Raw genomic sequence first — 24,433 nt, 5'->3', positions numbered from 1 at the left:
AGAATGGTTCTAGAAATTGGAAAATCGCAGTAGAATCCGCGTAAATCGCTATAAGTTTCAGCCCAAATAGTGTGAGGCAAATAACTTATTATATCAAGCCAAAGTTTGTAGTAACTTAAATTAGCATCTTATTGGGGTATTTTGGAGCTGGTATCCTCATCTTTAGGAAGGATATCAATTTGTGGCTTTTTAAGCACTTCTTTATTCGCAATACTTTTTTCTAGAGATAAAAGTAGTGAAGGTAGCAACACCAAATTGGCCAACATAGCAAATAATAAAGTCGCTGAGACTAGTGCTCCAAGGGCCACCGTTCCTCCAAAATTTGAGATTACGAAGACAGAAAATCCGAAGAACAAAACGATTGAGGTATAAAACATACTCACGCCAGTTTCGCGTAAAGCTGCATAGACCGATACTTTTATTTTCCAATTATTCGCCATCAGTTCTTGCCTGTACTTGGCCAGAAAGTGAATCGTATCATCTACAGAAATACCGAAAGCTATGCTAAATACTAAAATAGTAGAGGGTTTAATAGGTACACCCACAAACCCCATAACTCCTGCAGTTACAACCAATGGCAGTAAATTGGGGATTAGTGAGATTATGATCATACGAAACGAGCGAAAGAGATACGCCATAAATAGAGCAATCAATCCAATGGCTAATGTCAACGATAGGATAAGGTTTTTCACTAAGTATTTTGTACCCTTTAGGAAGAGCAAAGCACTACCAGTCATATATACGTTGTAGCGTTCAATGGGAAACAACTTGGTGATGTTTTCTTGAAGCTTGCCTTCGATCTCTTCCATGCGCTCTGTGCTCACATCTTTCATGAAAGTGGTTATACGTGCGTTTTGGCCGGTGCTATCAACAAAGCTTTTTAACAAATCGCCATCGTTAGATGATTTACGAGCAACATCCATAATAAAGGTGTTCTCCTGCGACGTAGGAAGTTGATAATACTTCGGAATTCCGTTGTAAAAGGCCTGTTTCGAATACTTGATTAAGTTAACCACCGATACTGGCTTTGAGAGTTCTGGAATTTCCTCAATAACATCGCCAAGTTGGTCAATGCGCCTAAGAGTTGCCGGTTTCAAAACGCCTTTCGGACGTTTGGTGTCCACAACGATTTCCACAGGCATAATGCCATCGAATTCTGCTTCAAAAAATCGAATATCCTTGAAAAACTGCTCTTTTTTAGGCATGTCTTCGATAGGGCTACCTGAAATGTCAATTTGATAAATGCCAATAATACTTGTTACCAAAAGAATGATGGAAATTATGTAAATGGCGATTCTTTTTTCTCGTACCACCCGTACTGTCCAGTTTACGAAAGCATCGATCCAGCGCTTATTCAGATGTTTTAGATGCTTTGTTTTAGGGGGGTGTAGAAAGCTGTACACTATTGGTATAATCAGCAGTGATAAAATGAAAATTCCAATAATATTTAGGGAAGCGACAATACCGAATTCTTTTAATAGTTTGCTATCTGTAACGATAAAGGTTGCAAAACCAGAAGCTGTGGTGACATTTGTCATTAAGGTAGCATTCCCGATCTTAGAGATGACCCGTTGCAGCGAAAGTGCTTGATTGCCGTGTTTTTTTATTTCTTGTTGGTATTTATTGATCAAGAAAATACAGTTTGGAATTCCAATAACGATTATCAATGGCGGTATCAAAGCTGTTAAAACCGTTATCTCATATTGTAGCAAACCTAAAATACCAAAGGCCCACATTACGCCAATAATCACTACTCCCATAGATATTAGAGTGGCCCGTAAACTTCTAAAGAAAAAGAAAAACAACAAGGAGGTAACGCCTAAGGCCGCTCCAATAAACCAGCTTATTTCATCAATGATGTTTTGCGAATTCTTTGTACGTATGTAAGGCATTCCTGAAATTCTGACATCAAGATTGGTTTCTTCCTCGAAGTCCTCCACCAAATTGGTCATATCTTGCAAAATGAAATCCTTCCGTACCGAAGTATTCACGATGTCTTTGTCAAGATACATCACTGTACGTAGTGTACCGCTGTTTTTATTGAATAGCAGACTTTCATAAAACGGAAGGTCATTAAATAGATGTTGTGTGATGCTATCAACTTCCGATTGTGTGTCGAGATTCTTTTGTATTAAAGGGCGAAGCACAAATTCTTGTTTGTCTTTATGCTTGATTAGTTCTTGAAGGTTGTCTGTGGAAACTACAAAATCAACTTCAGGGAAAGCGTCGAGCTGTTTACTCAGTTTGTTCCAACGGTTAAAATTTTTAGGAGAAAACAAAGCACTGTCTCTGATTGCGAAAACAACGGCATTACCTTCTTCACCAAATTGATTTAGAAAACTTTGGTATTCCAAATTTACAGGATGGTCATCGGGCAAAAGGTTGGCTTGAGAGCTAGAAAAACGCATGTTTTTCCATTGCATGCCCAAGAAGACTGTAAAAGCAGCAACGAGCAGTAAAATCAATACCCTATTACGAAGAATGATTCGAGCTGTTTTCGCCCAAAAGCCTTGTGTGAATTTTTTAGCCATTGCAGATTTACAGTTTGCAAAGGTAGAAAATGAACTGTTGTGTTCCTAGAATTGTAGCCTTGAAATAATTCTTAGAAAACCGCCTGAAAAACAAAGAGCGACCTTATTATAGGTCGCTCTTTGATATTTTTTTACAAGAGTCCTATACCTTCATTATCTCAGCTTCTTTATTGTCTAAGAAAGTATCTATTTTTTTGGTGTAGGAGTCCGTAAGGTCTTGCACATCGGTTTCGGCATTTTTCTTTAAGTCGTCAGAAGCATCATCCAAAGCTCGAATCTCTTTGTTGGCATCTTGTCTTGCTGTACGTACACTAACCTTGGCATCTTCGGCCTCGGCTTTTGCCTGTTTTACAAGATCACGCCGGCGTTCTTCAGTAAGTGGCGGTACATTGATAATTATCATATCGCCATTGTTCATGGGGTTGAAGCCTAGATTAGCGTTCATGATGGCTTTTTCGATTTCTTGCAACATTGCTTTTTCCCAGGGCTGTACAGAAATTGTTCTGGCATCGGGTGTATTGACATTGGCAACCTGCGATAAAGGCGTTTGAGAGCCATAGTAGTCAACTTTTACGTTCGATAACATCGATGGATTTGCCTTTCCCGCACGAATTTTCATAAATTCCTTTTCTAAGTGCAGCATAGCCGCATCCATACTTTCTTTGGCGGCCTCAAGTATAAAAGTAATTTCTTCGTTCATAATCTAAATTTTAATAGGTAGCTGACAGAAATTATGCCAAAATTATACATTTACAACTGTTCCGATATTTTGACCATCAACTATTTTCAATAAATTTCCTCTTGTATTCATATCAAAAACAACAATTGGCAGTTCGTTTTCTTGACTAAGTGTAAAGGCGGTAGTATCCATCACCTTTAATCCTTTAAGTAAAACATCAGCAAAAGAAATGCTATCAAATTTGGTCGCGGTTTTATCTTTTTCAGGGTCAGAAGTATAAATACCATCTACTCGAGTGCCCTTTAAAATAACATCAGCTTCGACCTCAATAGCTCTTAAAACAGCTGCTGAATCTGTTGTAAAATATGGATTTCCGGTACCGCCTCCAAAGATTACTACACGCCCTTTTTCCAAGTGACGCATTGCGCGTCTTCTAATAAACGGTTCAGCAACTTCGTTGATTTTAATGGCGGATTGTAACCTAGTCTGTACCCCTATATTTTCAAGGGCGCTTTGCAGGGCCAAACCATTAATAACAGTTGCAAGCATACCCATATGGTCACCTTGAACGCGATCCATTCCGGTTGCCGCACCGGCCAATCCTCTAAAGATGTTTCCACCGCCAATGACAATAGCTACTTGAATTCCTTTTTCAACAACTGCTTTGATCTCTTCAGCATATTCGGCAATTCGAAGCGGGTCGATGCCATATTGTTTTTCGCCCATAAGCGCTTCGCCGCTCAACTTCAAAAGTATTCTTTTGTACTGCATTCTTATGTTATTATTTCGAACAAAAATAGTCAAAAAAAGTTATGAAACGATTTTGGCCAACATCCGATAACCACCTTAATTATTTCCTAATATTAACAATTGAAAGTATTCTTTTTTATATTCTTGCAAAGCAATTTAGCAAAGGATGCTTTTTATCCATAGAAAATTAAAAAAAATGAAGAAAATAGCTATTGTATTTTTAGTGGGAGCGGTATTGTACGGATGTGGGTCTACCAAAGCTTTGGTAACTGCCGATAAAGCTCCAGTACTGGTAGATATTGATTTGGTAAATGTTGCTGACGACAAAGTGATGGTAAAGGTCGATCCAGGGGCATTTACTTCAGAAATGGTTTCTTTTTACATTCCGAAAACTGTTCCTGGTACGTATAGTACCGATAACTATGGAAAATATGTAGAAGGGTTTAAAGCCTTTGATTATGATGGTAATGAACTTTCAGTGTCAAAAGCAGATGACAATACTTGGAACATTTCCAATGGGCAACGATTAGATAAAGTAAGTTATTGGGTAAACGATACCTACGATAGCGAAGGTGAACAGGAAGAGGCTGTTTTCTCTCCGTCAGGAACCAATATTTTGGCAGGTGAAAACTTCGTGCTCAATCTACATGGGTTCGTTGGTTATTTTAAAGGATTAAAAGAAGTGCCATATACCTTAGTTATCAACAAGCCCGCAGATTTAGTCGCGACGACTTCATTGCCAAAAGGCATGATTGACAATACGGAAAATACCAAGGATTTCTTCTCCGCAGACCGCTATTTTGAGGTCATTGACAACCCCATTATGTATGGTAAACCGAATAGTGAAACTTTTCAAATCAATGATATTACGGTCACGCTCAGCGTCTATTCCCCTAACGGCACCTATACGGCAACCAGTTTGAAAGATCGCATGGAGAAGATGATGAGTGCTCAAAAGGCATTTTTAGGTGATATTGACGGAACAAAACAGTATTCTATTTTATTATATCTATCGGAAATGGGCGCGAACGATGCCAATGGATTTGGCGCTTTGGAGCATCACACTTCTACTGTAGTTGTGCTTCCGGAGGTAATGCAAAAAGAACGATTGGAGCAGGCTATGGTAGATGTCGTTTCACACGAGTTCTTTCACATTGTGACCCCCTTGAATGTTCATTCTAAAGAAATACAGTATTTCGATTTCAATGACCCGCAAATGTCTCAGCATCTTTGGATGTATGAAGGTACAACTGAATACTTTGCCAATCTTTTTCAAATTCAACAAGGTTTGATAGACGAAGCTGAGTTCTATAAGCGCGTAATGGGTAAAATCAGCAATGCAAAAGCGTATAATGACGCCATGTCTTTTACTGAAATGAGTAAAAATGTGTTGGAGGAACCTTATAAAGCGGAATATGCAAACGTATATGAGAAAGGCGCCTTGATCAATATGGCTTTAGACATCACCCTTAGAGAACTGAGTAATGGCGAGAAAGGAGTGCTTTGGTTGATGAAAGAACTTTCTAAGAAATATGGAGATATGACACCCTTTGAAGATGAGAAACTCATAGATGAGATCGTTGCCATGACCTATCCTGAAATACGTAGTTTCTTTGACACCCATGTGCTTGGTGATACGCCAATAGACTATAACGCCTACTTCGCCAAAGTAGGGCTTGCCTCAGGTAGTGTTGAGCAATCTTGTGGGCGCTTTTTTCTAGATCAGGAGGTTCCTTTTATTGATGCTGACCCCTCAAATGATAATGCTATATTCGTTCGCAAAGGTATTTCGCTGAGTAGCTTTTTGACCGATTTAGGAGCGCAAGGAGGCGATATCATCAAAAACATTAATGGTACTCCAGTGACTATGGAAGGCATTGGACCTATTCTGCAGCAGAGTTTTGTATGGCCTGCCGAACAAGAGGTTACCATGGTGGTGCAAAGAGGTGAAGAAGAGCTTACTTTAAAGGGAACTGCCGGTACTCCGGTAGTAATGGTCGAAAAAGTGACGGCTATTGAAGGTCTTACTGCTGCTCAAACAAAGCTTCGCGAGGCTTGGATGAAAGGATAGTAGCCGATTCGCCCTTAACTAGATTAAGAAAGCACCACTTTATAAGGGGTGCTTTTTTTGTATAAAAAAAGTACCTTAAGAAAAAATTGAAGGTTTTTTTGTAACCTTTTCTCGAATTGATAGTTTATCCTTTTGTAGACAGAAAAAACAAATGCAAGAACTGACCAACAACGCATTAATGCTAAAAGTGAAATCTGGTGATCTAGATAAACTCGGATTGTTGTACGAACGTCATAAAAAGAGGCTTTTCGGATTCTTTTACAATATGAATGGCAATGCTTCTTTGAGCGAAGATTTAGTGCAAAATGTATTTGAACGAATGTTAAAATACAAACACACCTTCACGGGTGAGGGCTCATTTTCTGCCTGGATGTTTCGAACAGCGCGCAATGTGAATTATGATTATTACCGAAAAAATAAAATGGCCTTTAAGCAAAACGAAGTCTCTACAATAGCGTATAAGCTTGAAGACACAGATTCTATTGAAAATACGATGCAGCAAAGAGACGATATATCAATACTTAACCGCGCCCTGCAAAAATTACCTCCTGAAAAAAAAGAGGTTTTGGTTTTGAGCAAATTAAAAGGGATGAAGTTTATCGAAATAGCTGCCATCTTAGGGTGTAGTGAAGGGGCAGCAAAAGTAAAGGCGCATCGGGCATTAAAAGATTTAAGAATGATTTTTCTACAATTGGAAACGCGATAGTTATGGAACAAGAAAAATTTGAAATGTGGATGATGGAGTACTTGTCTGGCGCGCTTGATGAAAGCCAACGAAATGATTTTGAAAATTACCTTCAAGAGCACCCACAGCACAAGGAGGAGTTTGAAGAAATGTCTGGTACTTGGATTGAAATAGACAAGATTCAGGTACCTGAACCTTCGGAAAGAATGGATGCTGCTTTTTTTAATATGTTACACACTGAAATAGAAAAGAAAGAAGATAAAAAACTGGGCTGGTATCAAGGCCTACAATCCTTTTTTAGTGCGATGCAAATGCCCCAATTGGCCTTTGGTGTACTCTTGCTAGCCATAGGTTTAGGTATCGGGTATGTATTGAAGACAAATCCTGTTCAAGCCCCTATTGAGTCGGTAGTGTCAACTCCAAATTCAGAGACTGAAGAAGTTAGGGAGCAATTGGTGCTAACCCTATTAGAACAAACATCCGCGAATAAAAGATTACAAGGGGCTAATGAGGCCGCCAAATTAAAAGATGCCAATGAGCTTATTATTAAGGCGCTCTTTACCACCTTGAACAATGATCCTAATATTAATGTGCGTTTGGTTGCCATTGAATCATTGGCAAAATATGTTGAAACGCCAGAGGTACGAATGGGACTTGTGAAATCAATAGCGTTGCAAGACTCCCCTTTGGTTCAAATAGCTCTGGCAGATTTGATGGTCACACTACAGGAGAAAACTTCTATAGAATCTATGAAGCAGCTATTAGAGCAACCTGATATCGACAATACAGTGAAACAGAAATTAGAAGAATCTATCAATCATATCATATAATAATCAAAAAACGAACAATCATGAAAACTGTTAAAATTACGATGTGGCTTTTCGCACTTTTATGTTGCCATCTGGTTACATCACAAAAATCTAATGAGACCATTTCTAAAGTACTTAACTTTTCTACCAAGTCTGATCAAAATAGGTTGGTGGTAAAAAACATCAACGGACCGATACGTGTTGAAGGCTATGATGGTAGCGCTATTAGATTAGAGGCAGAAAAAAGTATTTCGGCAAAACGAGAAAGTTATTTGGAAGAAGGTAAGCAAGAAATTAAAATCAAAATAGAGGAACTCAATAATCGAATTTATGTATATGTTGAAACGCCAAATAATAATTTTAATACGGCCTCAGGAAGGTATGAAAATAGCAGAAACAACCGATGGGTAAAACTGGATTATCGCTTTCACGTGAGTTTCACATTGAAGGTTCCCAAGTCTACTAGTGTTGAATTGGCAACGATGAACGATGGTGATATTTACGCTAAAGACGTTCAAGGCAATGAAATTATTGTAAACAATCTGAATGGGGCTATTACTTTAGAGAATATAGCGGGTAAGACTGATGTAAACGCACTGAATAAAGACATCAACATTACCTATTATAAAAACCCCAATGGCGACTCGAAATACCATTCGTTAAATGGTGATGTCAATGTCACTTTTCAAGAAAAACTAAACGCCGATGTCTCTTTCAAAAGCTTGAATGGAGATATGTATACGAATTACGATACAACCGCCTTAAAGCCCGAGTTGGTGAAAAGTAAATCAAAAAACGGAAAGGGAATTAAATATAATATGAGCGCGAACCAATCGTATCGAATTGGAAAAGGAGGGATTAGGCTTGATTTTAATCTTCTTAATGGAGACGCTACTTTAAAAAAATAAAATTATGAGAAATAGAACAATACAAATAGTCGGGTTTTTATTCTTTTTCCTCTCGTTAGGAAGTCTATTTGCCCAAACGGAGAGCGAATCAATTTCCATTCCGTTGAGCAATCCTGGGAAAGATGGTAAATTAAAAATAGGACTGCTTTATGGTTCAATAATGGTAGAAGCACATCAAGGGCAAGATGTTGTTGTAGAGACAAAAAGTAGCACAAAAACTAAACCTCCAAAAACAAAAGATGGTATGCGTAGAATTGGTGATACCTCTCTTGAATTTAGTGTGGAGGAATATGATAATAAGGTGACCGTTAGGTCAAAGAAGCAAAACAAAAGAGTAGATTTTATTATTAAGGTTCCCGAAAATTTCTCACTAGACCTTCGTGCTACCAACAACGGAAACATCAAGGTAGAAGGGGTAAGAGGAGAAATGGAAATCAGTAACCTTAATGGCGCCATTACTCTTACTAATATTGGAGGTTCGGTGATCGCTGATGCTTTAAATAAGGATATTGTGGTAAGCTTTACCAAGGGGTATGAGAAAAGTCCAATGGCTTTTACCAGTTTAAATGGTGATTTGGATGTTACATTTCCGAGTAACCTTGCGGCCAACATAAAGGCCAAGACTGATCAAGGTGAAATATATACAGATTACGAAATGGAAATGACTAGAAACCTAAGTAAGGATGAAAAGAAATCATCATCAGGGGTCTATAAGGTAACTGTTGATAAATGGGTAACCGGAACCATAAATGGTGGAGGGCCCGAACTACTTTTCAAAACCATGAACGGTGATATTATGATTAGGTCTAATTAGCGACCATTTCGACAACCTTAAAATGTACAATAGCGAAAGGCACTGTTTATAGCAGTGCCTTTTTGTATGTTGGCATCTGTAACAAATCAGGGTAAAACACGTCTATTCAATGATTTGCCACTTGATTTTCAACTATGGCCCTATCGTTATTTTCGCAGAAATAAACTTCAATGAAACTACTAGCCGATTTTGTCTTAGTATCAGGATTTGCTGTTGCCTTAGTTATATTGGTAATGTTGACCATTTCTAAAAGAAAGGAACTACCGCAGATTCTTTTGATGTTTATTTTGGGTCTCATTGCGATTATTTTCGTCACACTCTATGCCTCTTTACACAAGATAGCACCACTTTTCAATCTTGCCCATTTTTTTGAAGATGGTGCCCGTTTTATGCTTGGTCCGCTGGTATACATCTATATTAAGTCGATCTTTATCAAGGATAAAGGGCTAATCAAAAAGAATTTAGTTCATTTCTTGCCCTTCCTACTTTATTGGGGTTTTTTTACCGTTCCTAAAGTATATGGTTTGTATTTTGGTGAAGCTATTTTTGATTATCTAGAGTTTTTTCGCGGCACGGCTTACCTCGCAATCATAAAGGATATTTTCGTACTGCTGTATATCCTTTTATCAATACGATTGTTTTATGAATTTAAATTGGCGATGAAGTCGAACTACTCAAGTTTTACCAACACCAATTACGGATGGTTGCGAAAATTTTTAATCGGGCTACTTTTGGCTACTCTATTTGACCTTGGAGTAGGTATTTCCTATGCTGTTTATAAACCTTCCGTTGACTGGGATGTAGGCATTATTTCCGCGATGTTTTTAGTACTAGTTACTATTTATTTAGGATATCATGGGCTAAAACAATCCATGATTCATTTGCCAAGATTTATTATGGATAATGCGGAAGTTGAAAAGAACAGCAATGGACAAAGTGCCAAATTAAATTTGGCAAAAGAAGAACTAGACCAAATAAAGAATACACTAGATGATGTGCTTGCCAATGAAAAGCCTTATCTGCAACAAGAATTGACATTGAATGGATTGGCAGAACTTATAGGCACTTCTGATAAAAAACTATCTACCCTTCTAAATCACTCCTTAAATATTTCTTTTTATGATTTCATTAACCGATATCGCGTTGAAGAGGTAAAGGAAAAGTTGAAACTTGAGGAATACGAAAAGTATTCCCTTTTGGGTTTAGCATATACTTGTGGATTCAATTCTAAAAGTAGTTTTTACCGCTCGTTTAAAAAGGAGACAGGCATTTCTCCAACAACCTATAAGAAAGAAAAAAGCTCGTAATAGCGTCTCATAGATTCTAATGAGACCCCTATACAATGCCTGAAGCGTATGTTGCTTTTGAAAAGCTTCTTAAATACCATAAAAACTTTGAATGATTACCATAAATACGTCCCGTTTCTTTTCGTGGGACGCTTACAAAGATCCTTTATGTTAAATTTCCAATTGGAATTATAATCTATTCCAACACTAAGAAATATGAAACAAACCACTTTTGTTCTTGGCTTACCCTAAGTTCCATTAAACAACCTGGCTAAATGCTAAAACTTATGAAGAATGGGCGGTTTAGGAAATGCAAAAATCATTCTTAAAAGGTGAACAGCCATGGAATGGATATACAATTTGCAGCAAAGATGTGCTTTGGTATCCTAACCTTTTAAGGATAGATAAGAATTTAGAAAACAATTTAATAGCACTATGCTTAAAGATAATTCAAAATTTAAGGCTTTTCTTTTCACTATTGGAATCTGCGCTGCCGTAGCAGGTTTGGCATTGATAATTTCGGGCAATCGGATGGGAGTATTTGGCTTTTTATCAGGGGTGTTTGTTGCTTATTTCGGATTTAAAAAGAACAATCAGCCTTACTAAAAAATATTTTTGGACCACAAATATGCCCAATAATGCCAAAGAATAAATTTTGGACACCCGATAGAATTGTAACCATTTTTGCAATTTCAATTAGCTTGTTTACTTTAATTGTCTTTGCGCGACAAACAAGTATTATTGAAAAGCAAAGTCGATTATCGGTTATGCCCTACCTGAATATGGAAACCGGCTATAATCCCGAAGAGGACTTTATTACGCTTACCCTGAACAACTATGGGGTCGGGCCAGCCGTCATTGAAGAGATGAAGATTTTCTTCGCGGGTAAAACCTACGAAATGGACTTTGCTGAATTCTTGCTAAACGATGCTTTTCAAAGCGATAGCGTAGCCGTTTTAGCAAGCGCAAGTATTGATAAGGGCTTAGCGATTCCGGCTGGTGCAGAGCGTATGGCAGTCAAATTTGGGGGGTCTGGAGACCGATATATCAAAACCGAGAAGTTTTTGCGAAAACTCGAAAGAAATGAATTTGATTATGAAATCATTTATAGCTCGATATACGATGACAGGTGGCGTATTCGAAGAATAGATGACATTCCAGAAGAGCTGTAATGCAAAAAAAATAGTTATTGAACATAGCGTTCTGAGTGTGATTAATTTCAAATTATAAACCATATGAATTCACAAAGAATAACCAACGTATTGCTATTTGCTTCATTGTTTGTTGTATGCGGTGTTGTATTTGCTCAAAAAGACTCAAATAGTGCGGCCATAACGATCGAAAAAGAGGTATTGCTTTCAGATGTTGATTTTCTAAAAAGGAACTTAGAATTAGGACAGCCCGGCCTTTACAATTATACGACTAAAGAGGAGATTGATGCCTTTTTTGACGAAGTACGAAGCCGTATTACCGACAAGATGAGCAGTATTGATTTCTACCGATTGATTGCGCCATTGTCCAATCTTGTAAAAAACGGACATACCATTTTAGTGCCTTCATCTGAATGGGAAGATGAGGTCATAACAAATGCTAGTTTGTTACCCTTAGACCTCTATTTTTATAAAGATCAATTGTATGTTTTACATAATGTTTCTGATCAAACTGAACTAGCTGCAGGTTCCCTATTGAAATCTATAAATGGCAAGCCTGCCATGGAAATTTTTAACCATATGGTCGACCGCTGGTTCAAAGATGGGCATAACCAGACTCGACCACGCGAAATTGTGGAAGAGGAATATCGCTTGCTCTACACACACTTTTTTGGAGACGCTGAGCAATATGAGCTGGCAATAGTTAGCCCAGAAGGGGAAGATTTAATTTTCGAAGTAAAAGGTATACAGGAACCGGAATTCAAAAAAAGGCTGACAGAACGTTTCAATATCGAATACGTTCCTTGGTGGCGACGAGCACCAGAACCCTTATCTTTTAAGATAATGAATGAAACGGCCTATCTCAAGGTAACTCAATTTAGCAATGGTACCAAAAGTAAGGATGGACGACGCTTTACAAAATTCATTAAAAGTTCTTTTAAAACCATAAAAGACAAAGGTGTCGATAACTTGATCCTAGATTTAAGAGGTAATCAGGGAGGTAATGTAAAGCCACAGTTAGAGCTATTAAGACACCTTATTAACGAGCCTTTTCATTTGTATAGCGAAGTTTTTGCGAATTTACGTTCACTTCCCAATCCGGAGTATTATGAATTCGATCTTTTGTCGAGAACGGAATTTAAAAAGAATTTTTCTAGCGAAAAAGTCGATGGTGTTTACCCTATGAAAAGTCAACTCGGATTTGAAGAAAACCCGCAACAACCTTCAGAAAACCTTTTCCAGGGTAATTTATTTGTACTGATTGACGGATGGTCTTTTTCGGCAACGGGAGAGGTATGTGGTAAAATTAAAGAACATTTAAAAGATGCCGTTTTTGTTGGGGAGGAAACTGGGGGAAATCCAGTGACCAATATAAGCGGTATACAAACATTCTTGACCTTGCCCAACTCTAAAAATCGAATTCTTATTTGCTTAGTGAGTTATACTACTGATGTTTCTTTTAAAAATGATGGTCATGGAGTAGTTCCTAAACATTGGGTTCGAAATACTGTGGAACAGGAAATCAATAAGAAGGATAGTGTGCTTGATTTTACGCTTGAGTTAATAAACCGAGAATGAGTACCTACAAAGATGTTTAAAGCTACTTTTTGAACTACAAATTTAAATTCTGAACATAAAAAAACCGCCTTGCAAAATGCTCAGCGGTTTTTTAGAGTTAGCTTGATGTTAAAAATTATCCTAAGGCTACACGTTTGAAATCAGTGACTTTTAAAGAAGAATCAACTGATTGTACATATTGAGCAACACTTTGTTTACTGTCTTTGATAAAGGCTTGATTAACTAAAGTATTGTCTTTGAAAAAACGCTTTAGTTTTCCCTTTGCAATATTATCTAACATTGCTTCAGGTTTACCTTCTTGACGCAACTGATCTTTCGCGATTTCGATTTCTTTATCGATTACAGATTGGTCTACACCTTCTTCGTTCAATGCAACCGGATTCATTGCAGCTGCCTGCATGGCAACATCTTTAGCAGCGACGGCAGCCCCGTCAACAGCATCAGAGAGACCAACCAAAGTAGCAATCTTGTTTCCTGCGTGTATATAGCTTCCAACGAAAGGAGCATTTAATCTCTCAAACCCACCGATTTCGATTTTTTCACCGATCACACCAGTTTGTTCAGTAAGTTTTTCCTGCACAGTAATCCCATTAAAATCAGCGGCTAGAAAAGCGTCTTTGCTGTCAAAGTTCAAGGCTAAGTCTGCCATTTTATTAGCAAGGGCAACGAAACTATCGTTCTTAGCGACGAAATCAGTCTCACAATTCAAGGAGATAACCACTCCTGAATTGTTTTCTGTATTTACTTTGGCAATTGCAGCACCTTCAGATGAATCTCTATCGGCTCGTTTTGCAGCTACCTTTTGACCTTTTTTACGGAGTATTTCAATTGCTTTATCGAAATCGCCATCTGCTTCGACTAGGGCATTTTTGCAGTCCATCATTCCTGCGCCCGTTGTTTTTCTTAGTTTGTTTACTTCTGCGGCGGTAATTTTTGCCATAATTATTTTTTTAATTGCCATTCCCACCGAAATGGGAATATGTTTTTAATTTTCTATCGTTCTTGAAGTTTATTCAACCCCACCTTTAGCCTTATCTTGCCAAGCTTTTAATTCGTCCCATTTTTCGTCGGCAGCCATTTTCGCTTGTTTTGGCCAAGATGTAGTGTCTAAATGCGCTAATCTAGAACTAGCTTCTGTTAAGATCTCTTTCATCTTGTCAGCTTTAGCTTTGGCTACTTTCGCAAAAGTTTCAAGCCCGGCATTTGTTAAGGCTTCGGCGGCTTTCGGGCCAACCCCTTCTATTTTAGTTAAGTCATCACCTTTTGAAGCTTTCGCCTTTTTAGGGGCGGCCTCTTTCTTAGCTTCTTTTTTAGGTGCTTTCTCCTCAACTTCTTCTTTCGCTACGGCCACAGTTTCTTCAACCGCTGGTGCTTCTTCAACTTCAGGTTCGGCTTTTGTCTCAGCTTTGGCTTCAGTTTTTGGAGCCTCAACCTTTGGAGCCGCTGCCTTTACTTCTTCTTTACCTTCTTTCTCGCCCTGTTTTTCTGATTTACGTTCTGCTAAACCTTCTGCAATAGCATCAGTAACTTGGGTCATGATAATGTCAATTGATTTTGATGCATCATCGTTAGAAGGAATTAAGTAATCAACATCTCTTGGGTCTGAATTGGTGTCGACCATTGCAAAAATAGGAATGTTCAATTTTTGAGCTTCCTTAACGGCAATGTGCTCACGCATGGTATCAACAACAAATAAGGCACCTGGTAAACGCGTCATTTCAGAAATAGACCCTAAGTTCTTTTCTAATTTCTGACGCAAACGGTCAACTTGCAATCTTTCCTTTTTAGACAGCGTAAGGAAGGTACCATCCTTCTTCATTCTATCTATGGAAGCCATTTTTTTCACAGCTTTACGAATCGTCACAAAGTTGGTCAACATTCCACCCGGCCATCTTTCTGTAATGTAGGGCATGTTTACATTGGCTACTTTTTCAGCAACAATATCTTTTGCCTGTTTTTTGGTGGCTACAAAAAGAATTTTTCTTCCTGAAGCAGCAATTTTACTAAGGGCCTCATTGGCCTCATCTAGCTTTGCTACTGTTTTGTACAAATTGATAACATGAATTCCGTTGCGCTCCATGTAGATGTAGGGCGCCATGTTAGGATTCCACTTTCTGGTTAGGTGTCCGAAATGCACACCCGCTTCTAATAACTGTTTTACTTCGACTTTCGCCATTTTTAAATTTAGTTTACGTTCTTTTGAATTAGCAATGTTAGAGTGGTAATCGCGGTGACGATAGCCTCTATCATTTAGATGCTAAACTAACTTGCCCTGAACTCGAATCAGGGTCAATACCTAGGTCCAATTAGAATAGACTTTGGATTTTTAATTGTTTCCTGAATTTCAGAAAACTTTCAATGAACTTTGTTAATAAATATAAATAAAGGTGTCTCTGAAGAGACACCTGAAATCTTGAATTAACGCTTAGAGAACTGGAACTTCTTACGGGCTTTCTTCTGACCGAATTTCTTCCGTTCTACCATACGTGGGTCTCTGGTTAATAACCCTTCAGGTTTAAGTGTCAATCTGTTCTCAGCATCTATCTCGCACATCGCTCTTGACAATGCCAAACGAATGGCTTCAGCTTGACCGGTGATACCTCCTCCATAAACATTCACCTTTACATCATAGTTGCCTACGGTGTCAGTCAAAGTAAAGGGTTGATTTACCTTATATTGTAAAGTTGCTGTTGGGAAATATTCATTCAAATCTTTTGAATTGATAGTAATTTTTCCTTTTCCGTCGGAAAGATATACGCGTGCAACAGCTGTTTTTCTTCTTCCTATTTTATGAATCGTATCCATTATTTGAAATCGTTAAGGTTGATTGCAGTTGGTTTTTGAGCTTCCTGATCATGTTCAGAACCAACATATACTTTTAGGTTTCTAAAAAGGTCAGCACCTAATCTGTTTTTTGGAAGCATTCCTTTAACCGCTTTTTCAACTATTCGGCCTGGATTTTTTTCCAACAGTTCCTTAGCGGTAGTATACCGTTGCCCACCTGGGTAACCCGTATAACGTGAATAGGTTTTGTCATCCCATTTGTTACCAGAAAGGGTCACTTTCTCCGCATTAATTACAACAATATTATCTCCACAATCAACGTGCGGTGTATAATTAGGTTTGTGCTTTCCTCTTAATAATTTTGCTACTTTAGAGGCAAGGCGACCCAAGGCTTGACCTTCAGCATCAACCAATAGCCATTGCTTGTCAACAGTCTTTCGGTTTGCCGAAATAGTTTTGTAACTTAATGTATCCACTACTACTTTATTTAACGATTAAATACTTCAATCCCTATAAACGGGGTGCAAATGTACAACTATTAAGTTGAATTACAAATGCATATTTCTGATATTTTTTAGATTTTTTAGCGCTTTGGTTTAGCGCTCGGTTGGCTTTGTTTTTCTGAATAAAACTTGAAAACCTGCGTGATTACAAATAAGCGCTTCCTTGAGCTGTGTTATATTTGATTATCTTTAATCCAATTGAATTCAAAATTTGCAATAACGCTATGAAACGTATTGGTTATTTTTTACTACTATTCTCTTTTATTTTTGCTTCTTGTTCTTCAGATGATGGCCCTGCACAAGAGATTTCCATTGTGGGAACTTGGACGGCTACCTCATTCCTTACTTCACAATCATTTGATCTCGATGGAGACGGCCAAGAATCGAATGATATCATTGAAGAGTTAGATTGCTATATGTCTGTATTGACCTTTCGGGCAGATGGCACGTTTTCGTCCGCTACCTCTGATATTATTTTAGAAGCGGATGGCACAGGAAGTTGTGATTTGGTAGGGTCATCTGCTTCGGGCACCTATGTTTATGAGAATGGAAGGCTATCAACTATCAACAACGGTCAAAGTATAACATCTACCGTTGATCTTTCAGCTGATACCCTTGTATTAGGTGGTCAAGATCAGAACTTAGGCACTTTAACCATTACCTACTCAAGAAACTGATGTTCATTACTTTAAATAATTAATTAGGTACAATCTTAAAATATTAGATAGGTTTTTACGTTCAATGGGTAGGCAATTAAAAAGCAAAGTCTCATGAAACGCAACGTATTTATACTTATTCTAACCACAATACTTTTTATCTCTTGTTCAACAGATGAAAATGAACCAGCAAAGGTTGATCCAACAAGTGCCATCTTAGGCTCTTGGAGGGCGACAGAATTCAAGGCTGCCGATCCCAATAGTTCCAGCGTAAATTTAGGAGCTGAAATATTAGACAAACTAACGGCTGAGCAATGCTATATCATTACGTTTACATTTAACTCAGATATGACACTTACTGGTGAAAGTGGTGTAAACTACCTCCAAATCAATGCTACGGCTACCGGTTTAGATGTGCCATGTCCGACCCAAAGAGATACCCAGTCAAGTACATACACCTACGATGGTACCACCCTAACTACTGTTGATACAGATGGGGTGACCGTAATGGTTAAAGTTAGTATTGATGGTAATACCATGACGGCGGATGCCGGTGATTTGGATATTCCTAATTTTGACGGCGCAGGAGAAATCATTTTTGAGAAGTTTTAGAAAACCCTCTAGCATCAAGTAAGAGCCCTTTTGGATTTTCCAAAAGGGCTCTTACTTTCAATTTTTTATAGTAGTATGAACGCTTGACTAAGTGATATTAACTACTAATATTTTAACAACTACCTGGCTGTTACGCTAAAAACTAATTCGGGATTGTATTATATTTATTGAAGCATTAAGGTAACTTCATATTCATGATACAACTAGTGAGACGTTCTTTTAAAAAAAGTGCGCAGGTTTGCCTGATCTTGCTAGTAAGTTTTAGTTGTACCGATCCTGTAAAGCCAGAGTTTGACTTCGAAGAAGGTTTGATTTTTATTGAAGGTTTGGCATCAACCGTTGCCGGAAGTTCCTATACGAAAATCACAGTATCTGCCATTGAATTTGGAGTTTACAAAAATATAGATGTCAGTGATGCTAAAGTTGATTTTATAAATGTTTCTTCAAGAAGTGTGATGCCTTTGCAATGGAATGGCGAGCTATATATTCCATCGCAAGATTTTGCCGTTGCTTTGGGAGAGGAATGGCAAATAAAGGTGATTTTGCCTGATGGACGTGAATATCGATCCTTACCGGAACAGGCGACGAAACCTGTAGATATAGGTGCTTTAGAAACTTCTTATAATCCTGAACTTAGGTTCGACGTGGGTTTGAATCGCTTCATTCCTGGGCACAGGTTGTTGGTTTCATTTGAAGATCCATCCGATACGAAAAACTACTATTTTTGGCAATTTCGCACTTTTGAACGTATTGTAATTTGTAAGGTTTGTACAAATGGTTATTTCCGTGAAGAAATGTGTCAATCCTTTGATCCGGCAATCCCAGCCGACGAATTGCCTCCATACTACACGTATACATGTGAAGAGACCTGTTGGCAAATACGTTATGGTCAAAGCATAAACCTATTTGAAGATCAATTTACTAACGGAATTTCGACCAATCAATTTCCCGTTGGAGAAGTTTTCTTATTCTCAAAAAGAGATCTTTTAATAGAATTACAACAGTTTGCCCTGTCGCAATCGGCCTTTGATTATTATCAAACACTAAAAGATATTATTGATGATAATGCCGGTTTCAATGCACCTTTGCCTGCATCATTGGTTGGTAACCTATTCAACGTGAACGATAGCAACGAGTTTGTATTGGGAAGGTTTACCGTTACTGCGGCCTCAACGAAACATCTATTTTTAGAACGGGCAGCAATCGCTGAGCCGGCTCTTGAAACTATTTTGACCCTTTCGCCTGAAGGGTTTGGTTCCTTGGCGCCAGACCCCAAAATATTGCTAGCTACTTGTCAGGAAAGTAGGTATCGAACTGCCATTCGACCCGAAGGTTGGAAAGATTGAAAGTTCCTAAGGTCGGTAAGGAATAACTTACTATATTTAAATATAATTGCTTGATTTGTTTAGAAAAAAAACGATTTCTCCGGTAGTTCTCCTTTTAGCACTTTGCGGCTTACAGCTTAGCTGTACAGATGCGGTAACCCCAGAATTTCAATTTGAAGAAGGGTTGATTTTTGTCGAGAGTATAGCTTCAACATCAACTAAAGCCTCTTTTGTTACGATAAAAAGCTCGGCCATTGAATTTGGAGTGTACGTGGTAAATTTTGTCGAAGAAGCTTCAGTAGAATTCGAGAATGTAGCAACCGGTGAAGTAGTTGCTTTAATAGAAAACAGAAACTCCTATATACCCCCTGATGATTTTGTAGTGCGCTCGGGCGAAACCTGGAAATTGAACATTCAGCTCCCAAACGGGAAGAAAATAGAATCCTTACCTGAGTCCGTCTTGGATGTAGTACCTATTGATAACATTGCAGTGCGTTACGACCCTGAGTTGACGTTTCGTGAGATTTATGGTGGCAGGTTCGTGCCCGGTCACCAAGTGTCGATCAATTTCAGTGATCCTCCAGATTCGGAGAATTACTACTATTGGACATACAAGAGCTTTGAAAACCTAGATTATTGCGAGCAGTGTGTGGAAAGCATATGGAGAAACGGAGAATGCACACCAGTAGAAATAGCACGTTTTAGAAGCCGTTATTTTGACTATGCCTGTGACATAGATTGTTGGCGTATTCGTTTTCCTGAAAGCGTAGCTATTTACGACGATCGTTTTTCAAATGGTAGCGCTGTAACTGAATTACCAGTTGGTGATTTACTCCTGCATACCAAAGAGAATATGGTGGTTGAAGTGCAACAGTTTTCCATTACCCCTGCCGCTTATCAATATTATAAGGTGCTGAAAGATATAGTGGATAACAGCAGCGGACTAAATGCGCCGCCACCAGCTGCGCTGATTGGCAACCTATCTAACCCAGACAATGCCGAAGATTTTGTGTTTGGCCGTTTTACTGCCGCAGCCACGTCAACCGCCACAGCCTTTATCAATAGATCATTAATCGCGGAACAACCTTTGGAGTTCAGAAACCCAATCATTCTTGAACCTCAGATTGCCTCTCCATATCCCCCGCCGGCAACCGTGATTGCACCTTGTTCTGAAAACAGGGAACGAACTTCAAATGAGCCAGATGGTTGGCAAGAAGAATAGGTTCTATTGTACACTGGAATAATTTTTGATGCTTATGACCCAAATAATATCACAATGAATACCGGGAAGAAAGTACATAGCTATTGGGGGAAATGCACTTTGTTTATGGCGATTGCATTAACATTCCTTGGCAGTTGTACAGACCCTGTTACTCCCGAGTTTGAATTTCAAGAGGGGTTGATATTTGTAGAAGGTTTCATTTCGACAAGTCCGGGAGGTTCATTTGTTACGGTGAGCAAATCGGCCATTGAATTTGAGGTATATGTTGTGCGATTTCAAGGAGGGGCAACAGTAAGCTTTGAAAACATAGTTACAGGAGAATCGGTTTCATTGATAGAGGTTGAGGATGCATATACGCCCCCGGTTGATTTTAAGGCTAAGCCCGGTGAGGAGTGGAAACTCATTGTAAATTTACCGAATGGTGTTCGGTATGAGTCGTTTCCAGAAAAAGTATTAGAACCTGTAGCTATACGTGATATAGAAGTGAGATATGACAAGGAATTGGAGTTTAGGGAGATTTTTGGCGGTAAGTTTGTGCCTGGGCATGAGGTGTTTGTGTCGTTAGATGATCCAGTAGATAGAACGAATTATTACTATTGGACCTATCGTACTTATGAAAATTTAGATTTTTGTGAACGTTGTTATGCGGGTTATTACAGAGATAGTGAATGCATAAGTTTTCCATCGAATGTATCTGGAATACCGTATTACGATTATTTATGTGAAAGTGATTGTTGGCGCATTCGCTTTCCAGAAAGTATAGCAATCTATGACGATAAGTTTACGAATGGCCTTACCGTAAATGACATTTCCATCGGTAATTTGCTACTCTATACTAGAGAAAATATGGTGGTTGTTGTTCAGCAACTAGCTTTGACTCCAGAAGCCCATGAGTACTACAAAATATTAAAAGACCTAGTAGACAACAATAGTGGAATAAATGCACCTCCACCTGCAGGTTTGGTTGGTAATGTGTTCAACCCAGATGATGATGAAGATTTCGTTTTTGGACGTTTTACGGCGGCCGCTAGTACAGAAGCCTTTCTGTTTATTGATCGCTCTGAAATAACTGAAGAGCCTTTAGAAAATAGGGGAGTTAATTTATTTGAAAAAACAGATGACCCCGTTCCTCCACCAATAACAACAATAATAGAATGCTCCGAAAATAGATTCAGAACACCAATACCGCCTCCAGGGTGGATAGACCAATAATAACAAAACAAGACAAACATGATGAGGAAAGCGTATTTTTTTGTACTACTTATAATTTTAGGCTGTAGCAACATATGGGGTCAAGTGCAAGAGTACGGATTATCATTTGAAGTACTTGATCAAGTCAATGGACTCCCTCTTTACGATGCTCAAATTAGCATTACTCCCTGTGATTGTGGCGGTGTGGCAAATGACTCGGGGCGTTTCTCTATTTCTTTGCCAGCCGGTGTCTATACGGCCACCATCTCATTTATTGGCTATGAAGACCAAGTACAAACCATCAACTTAGATCAAAGTGTTGTGCTTAAAATTGAAATGGTTGAGGAGCAAGAACAGTTGTCTGAAGTAGTGGTACGGGCCAAAAATAGACTAAGTAATGTTGAAACCCCACAGATGGGGGTCTTAAATTTAGATGCCAAAGATCTGAAAAAGATACCAGCGGCGGTTGGTGAGTTTGATGTACTTAGAGGAATGACCCTGCTGGCTGGGGTAAATAACGCAGGAGAGATAAGTAACGGACTTTCAGTTCGAGGAGGTTCGTTAGATCAAAACCTTTTACTCTATGATTATGCACCTGTTTTTAACCCAACACACCTGTTTGGCCTCTTCTCTGTTTTTACGCCTGATATGATTTCTTCAGTGGACCTATATAGAGCCAATATTCCCGCACGTTATGGCGGTAGAATTACTTCGGTTCTAGATGTAAAAGTAAAAAACCCATTTGTTGAAAAGACAAAGTTTTCAGGTGGAGTAGGTTTGGTGTCTAGCAGGTTCAATTTAGAGACACCTTTAATCAGAGACAAATTGATGCTCAATATAGGGGGGCGAGCGGGTCTTACGGGCTTCCTGATTCCACTTTTTTCGGAACGCTTAAAGAATACGAAGGCAAACTTTTATGATAGCACCATGAAACTTTTGTACCTCCCAACAGCTAACGACCAGATTTCGCTTACGGCCTTTTACAGTAAAGATTTTTACCAATTGGATCTAGTGAGTCAAATAGAAAATATAAACGCAGAAAACAACCAGTATGATTTTCAAACCTTAAACGGCACGTTAAATTGGACACATACTTTTGGCGATGAGTCTAATCTTAGAAATATCATAGTGGCTAGTGACTATTCACCAAAAACCATTTTTCCAGAACGTGATAATGATAATGAAATACTGTATCAGGCACGCATCAACTACCTAAGTTTTATCTCAGAATATTCTAAAATAGTTTCAAATGATTTTGACTACTATGGAGGCATACAGGCTAATCAATACAAAATTGACCCGGGAGAGTTAGATCCGGGATCAGGCAATAGTATTTTACCTGTGGCATTAGAAACGGAGACCAGTTATGAAATGGCGGCATTTGGCAATGTCAATTGGAATCCCACAAAAAATCTGTCGTTGTCAGCAGGGCTCCGGTTCAATCATTTCGTATTTGTTGGGCCTTATACTGAGGCTACATTCGATGAATTTTCAGGAGATCTTTTAACCACTACTGAATTTGAAAAAGGAGATGCAGTAAAAACTTATAATAGTCTAGCACCGCGCCTAGGCGCAAACCTAAAGTTAGGTGAATATACCTCTTTAAAAGCTAGCTATGCGAAAACGAATCAATACCTGCAGAATATTTACAATACGACCACCCCTTTACCAACTTCTCGTTGGAAAACCTCCGACCCCAATATTGAACCTCAAAGCGCGGACACTTATGGTCTGGGCATTTACCATAATTTAAATGATGGTGAAATTGAGGTAGGCGTTGAAGGTTATTATCGTGCCTCTGAAAACAACCTCACCTACAAACCTGGGGCTGATTTTTTCTTGGAAGAATTCTTAGAGCGAGATGTAGTGCAAGCAGTGGGAGAGGCCTATGGAGTTGAAGTAAGTTTCAAGAAACCCAGAGGCAAACTTAATGGTTGGTTTAATTATACCTATTCAAGAAGTCTTTTGCGCTCGCAAAACGAAAAATTGGCCGATCGAGTCAATAATAATAAGTGGTATCCTTCAGATTTTGATCGCCCACATGTCTTTAATGGTACCATAAATTTCGAGGGAGATAAATGGAATACTTGGAGTTTTAATTTTACCGCACAAAGTGGGAGGCCATACACTGTAGCGAATAGCGTGTTTTCAATAGAAGATATCAATGTTCCCATATTTATAGAGCGAAATAACGCAAGGCTGAGACCGTATCACCGTTTAGATTTTTCATGGAAGGTAAAATATGGGAGGAACCCGAACCGAAAGTGGAAAGGCGACTGGACGTTTACCATCTATAATCTATACAGTAGACGAAACCCCTTTAATTTGTATTATTCACAACGTCAGGGAGCCGTTGACTCGGAAGTGTTTCTAGGCAGCCCACTCGGCACCTATGAGCTTTCTGTATTGAATAGTCCGCTGTTCGCTGTAACCTATAATTTTGTTTTTGACTAAAAAACGAACTTAATTTTTGTAAAACTTGGTCTGTATGTGCTGTTCCTCCGATTCGATTCTTGCCACATAAATACCAGCACCCAAATTCGGAACAGGAATGCTAACTGCATTATTACGAATAGCCCATTGGTGTTGGAGTACGGTATTTCCTGATATATCTGAAATAACAATAGTTGCTCGGCTGCTATTTTTTAAACCAAGTATGTTGACCACGTTCGTAGCTGGGTTCGGAAATACTTTTATTTTAGGTTTTGTAACCGTCGTTTCTGAGGAGGAAATCTTCTGAATCTCTGAAGTTTGAGCCGTCGCTGTACAGCAAAATAGCACAAATAGGATTAAAGCCAGGTTTTTCATCACATAGGGTTTGGTCTTTTTATAACGCAGTAGGGTAAAGCTTAGTACGTTGTAAATCACAAAAAAATGT

23 protein-coding genes are annotated in these 24,433 nt (G+C 38.6%); 15 read left to right on the top strand and 8 right to left on the bottom strand.

What is annotated here, in order from left to right:
• Positions 1–128: 128 nt before the first annotated feature.
• From ABJN95_RS01655 to pyrH, 3 genes are all read right to left on the bottom strand, one after another.
• The gene (locus tag ABJN95_RS01655; RefSeq protein ID WP_348368249.1) at positions 129–2,531 is read right to left on the bottom strand and encodes an MMPL family transporter; all 2,403 of its coding nucleotides are present in this window, start codon (positions 2,529–2,531) and stop codon (positions 129–131) included.
• A gap of 142 nt (positions 2,532–2,673) precedes the next feature.
• A complete protein-coding gene (gene frr, locus ABJN95_RS01650) occupies positions 2,674–3,231 on the bottom strand; it encodes a ribosome recycling factor (RefSeq protein WP_348368248.1) in 558 nt (185 codons plus the stop codon).
• A gap of 42 nt (positions 3,232–3,273) precedes the next feature.
• Entirely contained in the window at positions 3,274–3,981 is a 708-nt protein-coding gene (gene pyrH / locus ABJN95_RS01645; RefSeq protein WP_348368247.1) for a UMP kinase, read from the bottom strand.
• Between the two features lie 175 nt (positions 3,982–4,156).
• Here pyrH and ABJN95_RS01640 point away from each other — a divergent pair, with 175 nt between their 5' ends.
• From ABJN95_RS01640 to ABJN95_RS01600, 9 genes are all read left to right on the top strand, one after another.
• Positions 4,157–6,031, top strand: coding sequence for a peptidase M61 (locus ABJN95_RS01640; RefSeq protein WP_348368246.1), 1,875 nt, complete (start codon positions 4,157–4,159; stop codon positions 6,029–6,031).
• A 151-nt stretch (positions 6,032–6,182) separates the two neighbouring features.
• Positions 6,183–6,737 carry an RNA polymerase sigma factor gene (locus ABJN95_RS01635; RefSeq protein ID WP_348368245.1) on the top strand — a complete coding sequence of 185 codons (555 nt, stop codon included), beginning with the start codon at positions 6,183–6,185 and terminating at the stop codon, positions 6,735–6,737.
• Positions 6,738–6,739: 2 nt separating this feature from the next.
• The gene (locus tag ABJN95_RS01630; protein WP_348368244.1) at positions 6,740–7,546 is read left to right on the top strand and encodes a hypothetical protein; all 807 of its coding nucleotides are present in this window, start codon (positions 6,740–6,742) and stop codon (positions 7,544–7,546) included.
• Between the two features lie 20 nt (positions 7,547–7,566).
• Positions 7,567–8,433 (top strand): DUF4097 family beta strand repeat-containing protein, encoded by an 867-nt coding sequence (locus ABJN95_RS01625; protein WP_348368243.1) that lies wholly within the window; start codon positions 7,567–7,569, stop codon positions 8,431–8,433.
• A gap of 4 nt (positions 8,434–8,437) precedes the next feature.
• Positions 8,438–9,247, top strand: coding sequence for a DUF4097 family beta strand repeat-containing protein (locus tag ABJN95_RS01620; RefSeq protein ID WP_348368242.1), 810 nt, complete (start codon positions 8,438–8,440; stop codon positions 9,245–9,247).
• Positions 9,248–9,417: 170 nt separating this feature from the next.
• Positions 9,418–10,554 carry a helix-turn-helix domain-containing protein gene (locus tag ABJN95_RS01615; protein ID WP_348368241.1) on the top strand — a complete coding sequence of 379 codons (1,137 nt, stop codon included), beginning with the start codon at positions 9,418–9,420 and terminating at the stop codon, positions 10,552–10,554.
• A 414-nt stretch (positions 10,555–10,968) separates the two neighbouring features.
• Positions 10,969–11,139: a hypothetical protein gene (locus ABJN95_RS01610; RefSeq protein WP_348368240.1), complete on the top strand. Its 171-nt coding sequence runs from the start codon at positions 10,969–10,971 to the stop codon at positions 11,137–11,139.
• Positions 11,140–11,171: 32 nt separating this feature from the next.
• Positions 11,172–11,705: a hypothetical protein gene (locus tag ABJN95_RS01605; RefSeq protein ID WP_348368239.1), complete on the top strand. Its 534-nt coding sequence runs from the start codon at positions 11,172–11,174 to the stop codon at positions 11,703–11,705.
• 63 nt (positions 11,706–11,768) lie between these two features.
• The gene (locus tag ABJN95_RS01600) at positions 11,769–13,262 is read left to right on the top strand and encodes a S41 family peptidase (RefSeq protein ID WP_348368238.1); all 1,494 of its coding nucleotides are present in this window, start codon (positions 11,769–11,771) and stop codon (positions 13,260–13,262) included.
• 115 nt (positions 13,263–13,377) lie between these two features.
• Here the strand turns inward: ABJN95_RS01600 and tsf are convergent, their stop codons facing one another.
• The 4 genes from tsf to rplM form a co-directional block, all read right to left on the bottom strand.
• Entirely contained in the window at positions 13,378–14,202 is an 825-nt protein-coding gene (gene tsf, locus ABJN95_RS01595; protein WP_348368237.1) for a translation elongation factor Ts, read from the bottom strand.
• 69 nt (positions 14,203–14,271) lie between these two features.
• The gene (gene rpsB, locus ABJN95_RS01590; RefSeq protein WP_348368236.1) at positions 14,272–15,438 is read right to left on the bottom strand and encodes a 30S ribosomal protein S2; all 1,167 of its coding nucleotides are present in this window, start codon (positions 15,436–15,438) and stop codon (positions 14,272–14,274) included.
• A gap of 242 nt (positions 15,439–15,680) precedes the next feature.
• Positions 15,681–16,067 carry a 30S ribosomal protein S9 gene (gene rpsI / locus ABJN95_RS01585; protein ID WP_348368235.1) on the bottom strand — a complete coding sequence of 129 codons (387 nt, stop codon included), beginning with the start codon at positions 16,065–16,067 and terminating at the stop codon, positions 15,681–15,683.
• On the bottom strand, positions 16,067–16,522 hold the full coding sequence (gene rplM, locus ABJN95_RS01580; RefSeq protein ID WP_348368234.1) for a 50S ribosomal protein L13: 456 nt from the start codon (positions 16,520–16,522) through the stop codon (positions 16,067–16,069). The genes rpsI and rplM overlap by 1 nt, the downstream gene beginning before the upstream one ends.
• A 251-nt stretch (positions 16,523–16,773) precedes the next feature.
• Between rplM and ABJN95_RS01575 the strand changes: the two genes are divergently transcribed.
• The 6 genes from ABJN95_RS01575 to ABJN95_RS01550 all read left to right on the top strand — a co-directional run bounded on the left by ABJN95_RS01575 (position 16,774) and on the right by ABJN95_RS01550 (position 24,009).
• A complete protein-coding gene (locus ABJN95_RS01575) occupies positions 16,774–17,226 on the top strand; it encodes a lipocalin family protein (RefSeq protein WP_348368233.1) in 453 nt (150 codons plus the stop codon).
• A gap of 93 nt (positions 17,227–17,319) precedes the next feature.
• A complete protein-coding gene (locus ABJN95_RS01570) occupies positions 17,320–17,817 on the top strand; it encodes a lipocalin family protein (protein WP_348368232.1) in 498 nt (165 codons plus the stop codon).
• A gap of 194 nt (positions 17,818–18,011) precedes the next feature.
• Positions 18,012–19,163, top strand: a complete 1,152-nt coding sequence (locus ABJN95_RS01565; protein WP_348368231.1) for a DUF4249 family protein — start codon at positions 18,012–18,014, stop codon at positions 19,161–19,163.
• Positions 19,164–19,218: 55 nt separating this feature from the next.
• Entirely contained in the window at positions 19,219–20,364 is a 1,146-nt protein-coding gene (locus ABJN95_RS01560) for a DUF4249 domain-containing protein (RefSeq protein ID WP_348368230.1), read from the top strand.
• 54 nt (positions 20,365–20,418) lie between these two features.
• Positions 20,419–21,576: a DUF4249 domain-containing protein gene (locus ABJN95_RS01555; RefSeq protein WP_348368229.1), complete on the top strand. Its 1,158-nt coding sequence runs from the start codon at positions 20,419–20,421 to the stop codon at positions 21,574–21,576.
• 18 nt (positions 21,577–21,594) lie between these two features.
• Positions 21,595–24,009, top strand: coding sequence for a TonB-dependent receptor (locus ABJN95_RS01550; protein ID WP_348368228.1), 2,415 nt, complete (start codon positions 21,595–21,597; stop codon positions 24,007–24,009).
• Between the two features lie 9 nt (positions 24,010–24,018).
• On the opposite strand, the gene ABJN95_RS01545 is transcribed toward ABJN95_RS01550, so the two are convergent.
• Positions 24,019–24,423, bottom strand: coding sequence for a T9SS type A sorting domain-containing protein (locus ABJN95_RS01545; RefSeq protein ID WP_348368227.1), 405 nt, complete (start codon positions 24,421–24,423; stop codon positions 24,019–24,021).
• Positions 24,424–24,433 lie beyond the last annotated feature (10 nt).

Source organism: Maribacter sp. (genome assembly GCF_039974175.1).
Classification (GTDB): domain Bacteria; phylum Bacteroidota; class Bacteroidia; order Flavobacteriales; family Flavobacteriaceae; genus Maribacter_C.
This window is presented reverse-complemented; position numbering and strand designations above follow the sequence as displayed.

Coding starts and splice junctions, on each gene's coding strand:
- ABJN95_RS01655 (WP_348368249.1), bottom strand. CDS start 2,531: ATGGCTAAAAAATTCACACAAGGCTTTTGGGCGAAAACAGCTCGAATC.
- frr (WP_348368248.1), bottom strand. CDS start 3,231: ATGAACGAAGAAATTACTTTTATACTTGAGGCCGCCAAAGAAAGTATG.
- pyrH (WP_348368247.1), bottom strand. CDS start 3,981: ATGCAGTACAAAAGAATACTTTTGAAGTTGAGCGGCGAAGCGCTTATG.
- ABJN95_RS01640 (WP_348368246.1), top strand. CDS start 4,157: ATGAAGAAAATAGCTATTGTATTTTTAGTGGGAGCGGTATTGTACGGA.
- ABJN95_RS01635 (WP_348368245.1), top strand. CDS start 6,183: ATGCAAGAACTGACCAACAACGCATTAATGCTAAAAGTGAAATCTGGT.
- ABJN95_RS01630 (WP_348368244.1), top strand. CDS start 6,740: ATGGAACAAGAAAAATTTGAAATGTGGATGATGGAGTACTTGTCTGGC.
- ABJN95_RS01625 (WP_348368243.1), top strand. CDS start 7,567: ATGAAAACTGTTAAAATTACGATGTGGCTTTTCGCACTTTTATGTTGC.
- ABJN95_RS01620 (WP_348368242.1), top strand. CDS start 8,438: ATGAGAAATAGAACAATACAAATAGTCGGGTTTTTATTCTTTTTCCTC.
- ABJN95_RS01615 (WP_348368241.1), top strand. CDS start 9,418: ATGAAACTACTAGCCGATTTTGTCTTAGTATCAGGATTTGCTGTTGCC.
- ABJN95_RS01610 (WP_348368240.1), top strand. CDS start 10,969: ATGCTTAAAGATAATTCAAAATTTAAGGCTTTTCTTTTCACTATTGGA.
- ABJN95_RS01605 (WP_348368239.1), top strand. CDS start 11,172: ATGCCAAAGAATAAATTTTGGACACCCGATAGAATTGTAACCATTTTT.
- ABJN95_RS01600 (WP_348368238.1), top strand. CDS start 11,769: ATGAATTCACAAAGAATAACCAACGTATTGCTATTTGCTTCATTGTTT.
- tsf (WP_348368237.1), bottom strand. CDS start 14,202: ATGGCAAAAATTACCGCCGCAGAAGTAAACAAACTAAGAAAAACAACG.
- rpsB (WP_348368236.1), bottom strand. CDS start 15,438: ATGGCGAAAGTCGAAGTAAAACAGTTATTAGAAGCGGGTGTGCATTTC.
- rpsI (WP_348368235.1), bottom strand. CDS start 16,067: ATGGATACGATTCATAAAATAGGAAGAAGAAAAACAGCTGTTGCACGC.
- ABJN95_RS01575 (WP_348368233.1), top strand. CDS start 16,774: ATGAAACGTATTGGTTATTTTTTACTACTATTCTCTTTTATTTTTGCT.
- ABJN95_RS01570 (WP_348368232.1), top strand. CDS start 17,320: ATGAAACGCAACGTATTTATACTTATTCTAACCACAATACTTTTTATC.
- ABJN95_RS01565 (WP_348368231.1), top strand. CDS start 18,012: ATGATACAACTAGTGAGACGTTCTTTTAAAAAAAGTGCGCAGGTTTGC.
- ABJN95_RS01555 (WP_348368229.1), top strand. CDS start 20,419: ATGAATACCGGGAAGAAAGTACATAGCTATTGGGGGAAATGCACTTTG.
- ABJN95_RS01550 (WP_348368228.1), top strand. CDS start 21,595: ATGATGAGGAAAGCGTATTTTTTTGTACTACTTATAATTTTAGGCTGT.